This window comes from Elizabethkingia sp. YR214 (assembly GCF_003058195.1).
GTDB lineage: Bacteria > Bacteroidota > Bacteroidia > Flavobacteriales > Weeksellaceae > Elizabethkingia.
On the sequence record NZ_QBUH01000005.1, the window covers coordinates 261,070 to 273,056 of the forward strand.

The window sequence follows — 11,987 nt, forward strand, 5'->3', positions numbered from 1 at the left end:
ATCTAATTAAATATGAAAAAAGGAATATTATCATTTGCTTCATTGGCTTTTTTAGGAGCGCTGATGAGTGCTCAGGAAATTAAATTTGAGGAGTATGATCTCCCAAATGGTTTGCATGTAATTCTACACCAGGATAATTCTTCTCCTTTAGTTACTACTTCTGTATATTATAGTGTAGGATCTAAAGATGAAGCAAAAGGAAGAACGGGTTTTGCTCACTTCTTTGAACACCTTCTTTTTGAAGGAACTAAAAATATTAAACGTGGTGACTGGTCCAAGATTGTATCTTCTAACGGAGGTGGTAACAACGCTACGACTGATAACGACAGAACTTATTATTATGAAGATTTCCCTTCCAACAACGAACAGCTGGGATTATGGATGGAAGCTGAAAGAATGCGCCATGCTGTAATCAGCCAGATTGGAGTAGATACACAAAGAGAAGTTGTTAAAGAAGAGAAAAGGTTAAGATTTGACAACAGACCTTATGGAAATCTTTTTACTGCAATAACACAGACTATGTTCCCTGCCAGCCAGTACGGGTGGACACCAATTGGTTCCATGGATGATCTGAATTCTGCTAAATTAGAAGAGTTCCAAGATTTTTATAAAAAATTCTATATTCCTAACAATGCTGTTCTCGTTGTTGCCGGAGATATTAAGCCTGCACAGACAAAAAAATGGATTAATGACTATTTTTCTACAATTCCAAAAGGAGCATCTATTACAAGAAATTTCACAGAGGACTCTCCTATTACACAAGAAAAATCTGTAACATTTACTGATCCAAACATTCAGCTTCCAATGTATCTTTATTCTTACAGAACTCCGGGTAACACAACTAGAGATTCAAAGATTATGGATTTAGTATCATCATACCTTAGTGGAGGAAAATCTTCTGTTTTATATAAAAAATTGGTTGATCAAGACAAAAAAGCTCTTCAGGTAAGCGCAGAATCATTAGCATTTGAAAAGGCTGGAGTATTTGCATGTATAGCTATCCCTATGGGAAAAACACCTGAAGGCGAATTGAGAAGTGCCATAGACAATGAAATAAAGAAGCTACAGACTGACCTTATTTCTGATGAGGATTTACAAAAACTTCAAAATAAATTTGAAAATCAGTTTGTGAACCAAAACTCTAACATTCATAGCAGAGCAGAATCCTTAGCAACCTATTATGCTCTTACAGGCAATACAAATCTAATTAATAAAGAAATTGATATTTATCGGGGAATTACTAAAGAAGATATAAGAAATGCAGCGAAAAAATATCTAAATCCGAACCAGAGAATTATTATTAACTATGTTCCTGAAAAAAAATAAAAACATGAAAAAACATATTACATATATTGCTGCAGGTTTTCTGATTTCAGGAATGATGGCAGCTCAGAATATAGATCTGAATGCAATGCCTAAACCAGGGCCTACACCTGTTATTAATATTACTAATCCGCAATCATTCAAACTAAGCAATGGACTTACAGTTCTTGTTGTAGAAAATCACAAACTTCCAAGAGTAAATGTCACCTTAAGCATGGACAGGCCTCCTGTCTATGAAGGAAATATTGCTGGAGTTAATAGCATTTTGGCAAGCCAGTTAGGTAGTGGTACAACGACAATGTCTAAAGATGATTTTAATAAACGTGTAGATTTTATGGGATCTACCATAAGATTCAGCTCAACTGGTGCTTTTGCTAATTCACTTTCTAAATATTTTCCAGAAACATTAGCTTTAATGGCTGATGCTGCAATAAATCCAAAGTTTTCTTTGGAGGAAGTTCAGAAGGCTAAAGAAAGATCTCTTGAAGGCCTGAAAAGCAACGAAAAAAATGCACAATTTATAGCATCTAAAGTTTCAAATGCTATTACTTATGGCAAAAATACAGCAAAAGGAGAATTCGAGACAGAAGAGACCATAAAAGCAATACAGCTAAAAGATGTGCAAGATGCCTACAACAAATATTACTCGCCAAATAATGCCTACTTAGCTATTGTAGGAGATGTTAAGTTTAATGAGGTTAAAAAACTTATTGAAAAAAGTTTTAATGCATGGAAAAAGTCCAATTATACTATTCCAAACATAGATGTAGCTAAAAACATTGCTAAAACAGAGATCAATATCATAAATGTTCCAAATGCTGTACAGTCTATTGTTTCTTTACAGAATATTACAACATTAAAAATGAAAGATCCACAATACTTTTCAGCAATAATAGCAAATGATATTCTTGGTGGTGGTGGAGAGGCTCGTCTTTTCATGAATCTTCGTGAGAAAAATGGATTTACTTATGGAGCTTATTCTTCAATAAGTACTTCGAAATATTCTCCATCTTTTTCTGCCGGAGCAAGTGTAAGAAATGACGTAACGGATAAAGCTATAAAAGAGTTCATCAATGAATTGAATGGCATTAAAACTATTAAACCTGAAGAACTGGCTATTACAAAGGCAAAACTAAAAGGTAATTTTATTCGTTCCATGGAAGAGCCTGGCACTATTGCAAGTTTCGCTATAAATACTTCCGTTCAGAACTTACCGAAAGACTTTTATACCAATTATCTTAAATCTATTGACAATGTAACAATAGCTGATGCTCAGAATGCTGCAAAGACTAATATTTTACCTAATCAAAGCAGAATATTCGTTGCAGGGAAAACTGCAGATATTTCCGAAGGATTAGAGAAATTGGGCTATCCTGTAAATTATTATGATAAAGATGCTAATAAAACAGAGAAGCCTGCTGCTAAAAAAGTAGATGCCAATGTATCTGTTGCCAGCATTGCTGATAAATATATCAATGCCTTAGGTGGCAAAGCTGCTATAGCAAAACTGACTTCTATATCTTCTGAAGGTTCAGCTACTATGCAGGGAATGGAACTTATTATTAAAAGCCAAAAAGCTCTTGGTGGTAAACTATTGCAAGAGGTAAGTGCTATGGGAAATACTGTTCAGAAAATGGCGTTTGACGGAAAAGATGGTTATATGATGATGATGGGGAATAAAACGCCTCTTCCTGAAGATATAAAAACTGCTTTGCTAAAAAACACTTCATTATTTGAAGAGTTGGACTTTGCTAAAAAGCCAGAATTAAAAGTGTCTGGTATAGAAAAAATTGGTGGAGAAGATTCTTACGTCGTTAAGGATGGTAATAATATTTACTATTACAGTGTAAGCAGCGGGCTAAAAACCGGAGAAACCAAAACACAGAAAATGAATGGGCAGGAAATGACAATTCCAACTGTTTATAGCAATTATAAAGATGTAAATGGTGTAAAACTACCTCATACTCTTTCTCAAAGCATGATGGGACAGGATTTGGTAACCAATATCAAATCTTATTCATTCAATACAGCTAAGGATACTGATTTCAAATAAGTTATTCTTTGAAAATAAAGAAAAGCCGGTGCAAAAAAATGTACCGGCTTTTTTTGTTAAATATTGTTTACAATATGTGGAATCTCAAACTAATTTTTGTAAATTAGAAAAACCAAAATCCACAACTGAATATGATTAAGAAAGGTAAATCAGTAAAAAGATTCAAATTCAGAGTAAAAACTGCACCTAAAAGAGTACAACAGAAAAAGCATTGATTTTCTAGGGATTTTTATCCGACAGAAAGTCAATGTTTCTTTTTAGGCCTGCATATTTTGTTCTCTTCACAGGAGATTTCCTGAAAATTTCAGAAAAAATTTCCTGTGTAAGTTCTTTCCACTCTTTTTTGGAAAAGTTCTGCAGCGATTCATTAGGGTCAAAAAGAGGCTGTTGATGCGGCTTTGAGAATCTGTTCCAGGGACAGACATCCTGGCAGATATCGCACCCGAACATCCAATTCTGCATTTTCCCATGAAAATGCTCAGGAATCTCTTCCTTCAATTCTATGGTTGCATAAGAGATACATTTGCTTCCATCTATAATCTGATTATCCAATATAGCATCTGTAGGGCAGGCTTCAATACACTTTCGGCATTTTCCACAGTGATCAGTTACCGGAGTATCCGGCACTAATTCCAACTCGCAGATAATTTCAGCCAAAAAATAAAAGGACCCCTCTCCTTTTGTAATAAGATTTGCATTTTTTCCGACCCATCCAATTCCGGATTTCTTTGCCCAAGCTCTTTCTAATACCGGTGCGGAATCTACAAAAACTCTGAATCCAAACTCTCCTACCTCTTCCTGCAATTCAGCAACAAAATCTCCAAGAATTTCTTTAATTACTTCATGATAATCTTTACCATAAGCATATTTGGATATTTTAAAGCTATCATCGGTATTCAGCACTTTACGTGGGAAGTAATTGTATGAAAATGAAATTACAGATTTGCTTCCTTCTACCAGCAAACGAGGATCCAACCGTTTATCAAAATAGTTTTCCATATAGCGCATTTCGCCATTCAGATTTCTTGTAAGCCAGTTTTCCAGAAAACGCGCTTCATCTTCCAAAAACTCAGCTTTGGAAACACCACAAGCCAGAAAGCCAAAGTCTTTTGCTTTCTGTTTTATAATTGCTGTATTTTTTTCAGCCAGATTCATAGGTACAAAAATACTGAGAAAATTATACTTCTGTCATTTTACGTTTTTGTAATTTTGCAAAGCTTTGAAAAAGAAATTTTAGATTATGAAGAAAATATTGCTTACAGGAGGTTTAATTTTATCTTTTATTTCCTGCTCTGCTCAAAAAGCAGATCACGACACCAAAGATTTAGTTAATGCTACCACATGGATGCAAAATGCCGGAGAATATAAAGCCTTAACCATTCAGGCTTATCAGCTAGCACAAATTCGCTTAGCACAAATCATAACACAGGAGACATCGGAAAAGCCAAGAGCTATTGTTTTGGATATAGATGAGACTGTACTGGACAATTCTCCTTATCAGGCTTATCAGATTGAAAACAAAAAAAACTTCAACCAGGAAGACTGGAACAAATGGACAAGACTTGCTCAGGCAGAACCTATTGCAGGAGCTTTAAATTTCCTGAACTTTACAAAAAATAATGGTGTAGAGATTTTCTATGTTTCCAACAGAAGTGAAGCAGAAAGAATTCCAACTCTTGAAAACCTTCAGAAGAAAAACTTTCCATATGCAGATAACGATCACCTTATCTTGAAAACAGATAAATCAAGCAAGGAAAGCAGACGCCAGAAACTTTCTGAAAAATACAACATCGTTTTGTTCTTTGGAGACAACCTAAGCGATTTTTCGGATATGTATTATTATAATAACGAAGATAAAACTTCATCCGAAAAAGTTCTGGAGCATCCTGAATTATTTGGAAGCAAATTTATTATCCTTCCAAATGCAATGTATGGAGACTGGGAAAGCTCTATGTATAAAAAGAATACAGACAAAAAATTAAGCAACGAACAGGTAAAAATGAAAAGCCTGCGTTCTTTTACAACTCAAAATATTAATCAATAAAAATCTTATAACATGATTGAAGACGTATTAAAAGCAGGAAATTATCATCTTATCGATGTACGCGAACCTATGGAACTTGAAATGAATGGTGCTATCGACGAAGCTACCAATATTCCATTAGGAGAAATCGAAGAAAGACAGGATGAAATAAAAGGTCTTGAAGGTAATGTAATTTTCTTCTGTCGCTCTGGTAACCGTTCCGGACAAGCTACAGAATTCTTCAAAGCTCAAGGACTGGATAATGTTTACAATGGTGGTGGTTACGAAGATATGCAACAGTCTCTGGACAATGTACAGTAACTAACTTCTATAAATAAAAAACTCCCGACTTTTCTGAGTCGGGAGTTTTTTATTATGATTTAAAATATTATTTCTGTTTTTAAGGAGTACAAGTAATAATTCTTTTTCCGGTTCCCTGCCCGGACATATTAGTTGCACCTTCAACTCTCTGAGTTGCTCTAACAGTATTTGATCCTGTCGTATTCCATGTAATCTTATTAAAACTATTCCCATTTAATACAAGAGGAAACAGAGGCCCATTACTTACTTTACTACCAAACATAGAGACAGATCCATCTTTACCAATAACAACTCTTACCAAAGGAGTATCTTTGGTTCCAGTCATATTATAAATAGGGGGTACAGTACCATTTTGCCACGCTGCACCATCCTGAAATCTAATATTTTGAGGATAAGTTGCATTACCTGTCTGGAACTGAATTTCATTAGTAGCAAGTTGAACACCATTAATTGTAAGATTAAATGAGTTGTCTAATGAGTAAATATCGAATACAAATCCAAAGTCTGTTGCTGGGAATGAAAAATCCTGAGTAACTCCATCCTTTACGGCAAATTCTTTCGGATTAATATCCTCTCTGCAAGGCCCAAATCTAAGGTTTAGATTATACTTTACTCCGGGAGTAATGTTTACTTTGTCAACCTTTAGGCTTTTGGATACACCATCAAGTGTTACTGTCCCTATATTTAATATACCTTCCGGAGATGTTGTATTAGTCTTTGCAATAATCTGAGTCTCATTACTGGTTACTGTTGACTGATTCTGAGGCGCAGGAAAATTAATCGTTTGCCCACCTGTAATTGGATTACTATAAGTTATAGCATCTGTTGCAAAATTCAATTCGGCAGAAGTAAATGCCGGGGTAAGAACCGCATTATTGACAACAGAGATGTTCCCCACCTGTCTTGCATCCAGCTTCGTTGTAATTTTGCTGAACTGATGTCTCAATACAATATCAAGTGTATTATCTTTATTACCTGTTACAGTCATATTCTTTTTAAAATACATCAAATCCCCACTAATTCCAGATATTTTAGCTGTATTTAATGGTGATTTATCCACTACAGTATTGGGTGTACCTGCATTCGTATTTAAAGAATAGGCAACAAAAGTATAACTACCATCACCATCTAGGAGGAAGCCATCTGTTTCATTCTTTTTATAGGTAAATTCTTTATAATCTTTATATGCACCATTTTTATCGTAGACAATAACTCTGTATTTTACTCCATCAGCCAGTTCTTTCGGAACAACAGTTGCGGCTCTGGATTTAGTTGCAGCCTGAGTCTGTATAGAAGACTTAGATGTAAGAGTAGCAGTTACAAAAGTATCTCCGTCGAAAGGAACAATTGCTTTTTGAACAACTCCTGGATTTATTCCTCTATGATTTGCAGAAGCCTGCATTACCGGTAAATCTTCAACGTTTTCAATCCCTTTTAAATTGATCTTTACATTGAAAGCAGATTTGTTTATTCCGCTCTCATCAATACTGTTATCAGTACTTCTACATGAAGTTACAGCAAAGGATAATGCGAGCAGCGAGTAGCCCGCAGCCTGTAATTTAAAATTCATTTATTTGTTTTTTGTGTTAGTTTATAGGGATATTACCATTCAATAGTACGGTTATCATCTCCACCTTGCATCCATTCTTCCTGCACCACTCCGCCGTTATTAGGCGGAACTACTTTCGCGGATCCAGCAGCAACTCCCTGCTCCATTTCAAGAAATAAAACTTCCACCACAGGAGCAGAATACTCCTGTTTTTGATCATTTTTCATCATTTCGTCTTTATTGTTTGTAAATTATCATCATCTAGTTTCTATTCTTATATTTTTAAAGTAAAATAAATCACCAAAAATACTTTACAATAAAACAATTGAAATAAAATAAGATTGTTTTTAAACAAATTAAAAACACAACTAATTGAAAATCAATATTTTATATAAAAATAAAAACAGGAATGCAATTTACACTTTTTATTTAGTTTATAAAAGTAAATAAATTAAAATGAAACAAAAGTCATATTATTTAGAATAAACATATATAAAACAAAAAAAATCAAATAACCTTTATAAAGGATTTAAACAAAAAAGGTCTCTGGAATACCAGAGACCTTTTAGATAATATATCTTTTATTTATGGACACGGTACAACTTTTCGCCCAACTCCTAAACCATTCATTACAGTAGTACCAGTCACAACCATCGTTGCCATAACTGCATTAGGTTCTGTTTTTTTCCAATTTATTACATTAAACAAAGCACCATTAAACAGCTCCAACGGTTCTAATGCAGAACCTAAAGACCTGCGCCCCATCATTGACACAGACCCATCTGGCCCAATTGTAATTCTTACAATTGGAGTTGATGTAGCTGTTCCATCAATATTATAAATTGCAGGAATTCCATTTAATTCCCACATTCCACCATCAGATTTAAACCTTATATTTCTAGGATAAGCTGCAACCGCACTTTGGAACTGAATTTCCTGATTGGATAAATTAACTCCATTAATATTCAGGTTAAAAGAATTATCCATCTTATATACATCAAAAACAAAGCCCGCATCTGCAGCCGGTGCATTATCAAAAGTTTTAGTTATCACTGTCTTACCAGCATTTCCAGGATCAGTATCCGACATACTAAAAGGCCATGTAGGCGTTGCTACAGCAGTACACGCAAATTTTAATTTCAGATTATATTTATATCCTGGCTTCGCAACAATATTAGGAATTGAGATAGCATTCTTGGTCTTTGCACCAACTTGCATAGAACTAATTGTCAGAGTAGCCATATCACTAGTTGCAGCCCCTGGATTAGCGAAGAGCAAAGGCGCACTTGTCCACACAGCGTTACTTGTGGAGTTCCCAGAAAAACTAAGTGCCTTACCAATACCCGCCGCCCCAAAGGTAACCGTACCATCAGAAAACTTCATTACATTTCCTGTAGCACGATGATTACTCATAACTGGTGTATTAATTGACTGGATACCATTTCCCGGAGAAACATCGCTAGCATCAATAATTGTTGTAATCTGACTAAATTTATGTTTAAATAGTACACTTAACAAATTATCACCTTTGCTAACTCTAATGTTATCTGCTCTGAAATACATTAAATCACTATTTCCAGATACCCCTGACAAAGAAGTTGCCGAAAGATTCGTTGTTGGAGCAGCACCTGGGTCTACCGAGCTATTAAAAGAATATACGACAAAAGTGTATTTATTGAGTGATTCAGTATCACCATCCAACATCATATCCGTATTAGTAGATGAGGTTCCTGTAGTAGGTACAGATCCACCCGATGCATTAATTGTATAAAGTTTTTGTCCTATATAAGCATCTCCTCTATAAACCACCACTCTAAATACTACACCCTGAACCAACTTAATTCCTCCGGCAGCAATTGGGTTAACAGATGCCTGAGCTGTACTTTCTTTAGAAACAGGAGTCATAGTTACAATAAATGCCTGGTCACCCACTATAAGATTTCTAACTTGCTCTTTCTCCACAGAGATTACATTCTTCGTTGATGCTAGCGGCTCTATATCCTTACCTTCATAATCTTCTCCAGTTAAATTAAATTTCAGAAGAGCAGAACCGTTCACCATTTCATTTCCTCCATTATTATCAACAGCACTATCAGCACTTCTACAAGACACAGCAAAAAAAGACAATGATAGCATTGCCATAGCTGTAGTAATTTTTATATTTTTCATTTGTTTGTAAGTTCGTAGTTTTATATCATTCTTTATAGGTTTTACCATTCTACAGTTCTACCATCATCAGTATCAGGATCCCATTGTTCCTGTACATTACCACCAGAATCAGGTGGCAGTATTCTTGCCGACCCCGTTGCAATCCCCTCTTCGACCTCTACAAGCAAAGACTCGAGTTCAGGAGAGACATACTCTTCTTTTTGAAAATTACTCATCATTAAAATTTGTTTATATTATTATTCATTTGTTGTCAAAGTCAGATTTTCATCACAAAAACTTTACTCCAATAAATTCAATGATATATTAATCGCAATTCAGCAGAGACTACATAACCTTTCAACCATAGAACATAAATACTTAATAATCAATTTCTATCAGAAGATAAAATTCAATTACAAATTTATATTTTATTTGTAAATAATCAAAAATTTAAATATTATACAAATATTAATTTAAACATATAATGTAATTATTAATTAATAAATATTAATATTATTTTACAGTAAAAAAATAACTAATATGTATTTTATAAATAAAATTCAAACAAATTTATCTAAGAAATTCTTTTTTTATTTTATTCTAAATAAAAAACTCCTTTAGTCAAAAAGACCAAAGGAGCTTATATCCAACATCATCTACACCTACATGTACACCTGCATTACCAACATCATCAACATATTATTTTCGTTTCACACAACGGATACTTTCACCATATTTATAATATTGACCCGTCCCTATTGTTACCCCACCACTATTGAAACTAAAATCATAAAAATTTTCAGCAGACAATTCAGTACTTGTCCAATACCTTGCTTCTACAGAAGCTTTAACAGCATTGTAAGTATTACCAAAACCCGCCAAAGGCAAGAATAGGTATTTATCATAATCCGCAGGAGCAGGTTGCGTATCCGTTCCAATAAAAATCCCCTTCACACCATTATAATATCCAGGGAAGGTATATACATTTTTACCTGCCGAATCAACAACTTCTTTTTGAGTTGGCAATCTCCATCCACCATCATAGGCAGTAACTTTAGCACAAGGATCTTCCTCAATACGATATACATTCGTTCCGGTTACATCAGCTGGCAATCTATACGCTTCTGTAACATCTTTAGCTGTTTCCAATGGTTTAACCGCATTGAAATACCAATGATCTCCAAATTCAGATTGATTAGCAGCAAATCCATAGTTACCATTATTATAAATAAGGTTAGCCGGAGCCCAAATAATATCTCCACCAACATCATGTCCGGAAGCCGGAGCCAGAGTAAGGATAAGATTGTAACGTACACCAGGAGTTATATTCAATCCTTTTGATCCGCTAATTTTAAAATTAGTTTTTGTAACTCCTGCAATAGTAATAGAAGGAATAATCATCTCTCCACTTGTTGTCACAGGACTGCGCAGAATAGTTGTAGCTTTAATTACCGTACCCGGAAGAGTTCCTGTAAAGTTAACAGATACTGAACCTGCAGCCCCATTCCATATAATATTATTAGCATTAACCGTATTATCGGTATTGAAATAATCTGATATCTTAACATTTGCAGAAGCATAATTCGGAGAAACAACTCCATCACTAATCGCTTCAATATTACCTATAGCTGCAGTATTAATAGTTGTTGTAATTTCGCTAAAAGCATGTTTAAAAACAACATCTAAATAGTTTGTCCCTTCTGCAATCGTTATAGTCTTTTTGAAAAGCAACAAATCATAATCGGCATTACTTACCTGAATATCATTATAAGCATAACTATTCCCTGTAGGCGTAAAATTAGGACTAACCGTATCACTATTAGCTGAAAGACAAACAAAAGTCAAAGTCTCACCCACATTTACAGGAAAATGATTTCCTTCTTCTGGTAAATCTTGCCCATATATATAATTACGAGCCCCTAACCATGCACCATCTGCCGAATAAACAATAATTCTGTATTTAGTTCCTATTTTTAATTCCTGAGGCCCCGCAGGCGCTGCTGCAGCCATAGGACTAATTGCTGCCTGAGCGGTATTTCTTGCCGAAGAAGTTACTGGCGCAAGTGTGGCAATAAGTTTAAAGTCTTTATTAAAAGTAACTTCAGAACGTTGTTCCGTTGGTCCTGCAAAATTTTTAATTCCTACAGATGCCATTTTCATAGCACCATTACCTAAAAGGTTTTGAACACCAGAATCTATTCCCTGCAGGTTAATTTTCAGAGTAGCCTGCTTATCACCTCCACCAACTACATCATCATTACTTCTACACGAAAAAACCATTATCGCTACCAAGAAAAGCAATGCTATTCTGCTTATAAATATTGTATTTTTTTCCATCATTTCTCTATCATTTTTTTTGTTGTTATCAGAATATTACCATTCAATAGTTCTGTTATCGTCGTCACCTTGGATCCATTCGTCCTGGACTAAACCACCATTATTAGGAGGAACAACTTTGGCAGAACCTGCTGCAATTCCCTGTTCCATTTCAACAAAAAATACTTTTATATTAGGAGAAACGTATTCGCTTTTTTGTGTTTTTTCTTTCATTTTTTCTATCATTTATATTT

Annotated in this window: 11 protein-coding genes; 4 read left to right on the forward strand and 7 right to left on the reverse strand. The window is 34.7% G+C overall.

From position 1 onward, the window contains the following. Positions 1–12: 12 nt before the first annotated feature. Both C8J95_RS11980 and C8J95_RS11985 read left to right on the forward strand, forming a co-directional pair. Positions 13–1,326 (forward strand): pitrilysin family protein, encoded by a 1,314-nt coding sequence (locus tag C8J95_RS11980; RefSeq protein WP_107808543.1) that lies wholly within the window; start codon positions 13–15, stop codon positions 1,324–1,326. A 4-nt stretch (positions 1,327–1,330) separates the two neighbouring features. Then, positions 1,331–3,376, forward strand: a complete 2,046-nt coding sequence (locus C8J95_RS11985; protein ID WP_107808698.1) for a pitrilysin family protein — start codon at positions 1,331–1,333, stop codon at positions 3,374–3,376. A gap of 219 nt (positions 3,377–3,595) precedes the next feature. Here C8J95_RS11985 and queG read toward each other — a convergent pair whose 3' ends face one another. Then, positions 3,596–4,531 carry a tRNA epoxyqueuosine(34) reductase QueG gene (gene queG / locus C8J95_RS11990; RefSeq protein WP_107808544.1) on the reverse strand — a complete coding sequence of 312 codons (936 nt, stop codon included), beginning with the start codon at positions 4,529–4,531 and terminating at the stop codon, positions 3,596–3,598. A gap of 85 nt (positions 4,532–4,616) precedes the next feature. On the opposite strand from queG, the gene C8J95_RS11995 reads away from it, so the two are divergent. Further along, the gene (locus C8J95_RS11995; RefSeq protein WP_107808545.1) at positions 4,617–5,420 is read left to right on the forward strand and encodes a 5'-nucleotidase, lipoprotein e(P4) family; all 804 of its coding nucleotides are present in this window, start codon (positions 4,617–4,619) and stop codon (positions 5,418–5,420) included. 12 nt (positions 5,421–5,432) lie between these two features. After that, a complete protein-coding gene (locus tag C8J95_RS12000; RefSeq protein ID WP_107808546.1) occupies positions 5,433–5,720 on the forward strand; it encodes a rhodanese-like domain-containing protein in 288 nt (95 codons plus the stop codon). 79 nt (positions 5,721–5,799) lie between these two features. On the opposite strand, the gene C8J95_RS12005 is transcribed toward C8J95_RS12000, so the two are convergent. From C8J95_RS12005 to C8J95_RS12025, 6 genes are all read right to left on the reverse strand, one after another. Then, positions 5,800–7,290, reverse strand: coding sequence for a hypothetical protein (locus tag C8J95_RS12005; RefSeq protein WP_107808547.1), 1,491 nt, complete (start codon positions 7,288–7,290; stop codon positions 5,800–5,802). Positions 7,291–7,322: 32 nt separating this feature from the next. Next, on the reverse strand, positions 7,323–7,499 hold the full coding sequence (locus C8J95_RS18780) for a hypothetical protein (RefSeq protein WP_185124601.1): 177 nt from the start codon (positions 7,497–7,499) through the stop codon (positions 7,323–7,325). Between the two features lie 355 nt (positions 7,500–7,854). Further along, positions 7,855–9,438, reverse strand: a complete 1,584-nt coding sequence (locus C8J95_RS12010) for a fimbrillin family protein (protein WP_107808699.1) — start codon at positions 9,436–9,438, stop codon at positions 7,855–7,857. 41 nt (positions 9,439–9,479) lie between these two features. Further along, the gene (locus C8J95_RS18785) at positions 9,480–9,656 is read right to left on the reverse strand and encodes a hypothetical protein (protein ID WP_164474706.1); all 177 of its coding nucleotides are present in this window, start codon (positions 9,654–9,656) and stop codon (positions 9,480–9,482) included. A gap of 460 nt (positions 9,657–10,116) precedes the next feature. Next, entirely contained in the window at positions 10,117–11,757 is a 1,641-nt protein-coding gene (locus tag C8J95_RS18985; protein ID WP_255412793.1) for a hypothetical protein, read from the reverse strand. A gap of 33 nt (positions 11,758–11,790) precedes the next feature. Beyond that, positions 11,791–11,967 carry a hypothetical protein gene (locus C8J95_RS12025; RefSeq protein WP_370446831.1) on the reverse strand — a complete coding sequence of 59 codons (177 nt, stop codon included), beginning with the start codon at positions 11,965–11,967 and terminating at the stop codon, positions 11,791–11,793. Between the last annotated feature and the right edge of the window lie 20 nt (positions 11,968–11,987).

Bases quoted from the DNA above. Each gene is read 5' to 3' on its own strand.
- C8J95_RS12010 (WP_107808699.1), bottom strand. From the start codon at position 9,438: ATGAAAAATATAAAAATTACTACAGCTATGGCAATGCTATCATTGTCT.
- C8J95_RS12025 (WP_370446831.1), bottom strand. From the start codon at position 11,967: ATGAAAGAAAAAACACAAAAAAGCGAATACGTTTCTCCTAATATAAAA.
- C8J95_RS18780 (WP_185124601.1), bottom strand. From the start codon at position 7,499: ATGATGAAAAATGATCAAAAACAGGAGTATTCTGCTCCTGTGGTGGAA.
- C8J95_RS18985 (WP_255412793.1), bottom strand. From the start codon at position 11,757: ATGATGGAAAAAAATACAATATTTATAAGCAGAATAGCATTGCTTTTC.
- C8J95_RS18785 (WP_164474706.1), bottom strand. From the start codon at position 9,656: ATGATGAGTAATTTTCAAAAAGAAGAGTATGTCTCTCCTGAACTCGAG.
- queG (WP_107808544.1), bottom strand. From the start codon at position 4,531: ATGAATCTGGCTGAAAAAAATACAGCAATTATAAAACAGAAAGCAAAA.
- C8J95_RS12005 (WP_107808547.1), bottom strand. From the start codon at position 7,290: ATGAATTTTAAATTACAGGCTGCGGGCTACTCGCTGCTCGCATTATCC.
- C8J95_RS11980 (WP_107808543.1), top strand. From the start codon at position 13: ATGAAAAAAGGAATATTATCATTTGCTTCATTGGCTTTTTTAGGAGCG.
- C8J95_RS12000 (WP_107808546.1), top strand. From the start codon at position 5,433: ATGATTGAAGACGTATTAAAAGCAGGAAATTATCATCTTATCGATGTA.
- C8J95_RS11995 (WP_107808545.1), top strand. From the start codon at position 4,617: ATGAAGAAAATATTGCTTACAGGAGGTTTAATTTTATCTTTTATTTCC.
- C8J95_RS11985 (WP_107808698.1), top strand. From the start codon at position 1,331: ATGAAAAAACATATTACATATATTGCTGCAGGTTTTCTGATTTCAGGA.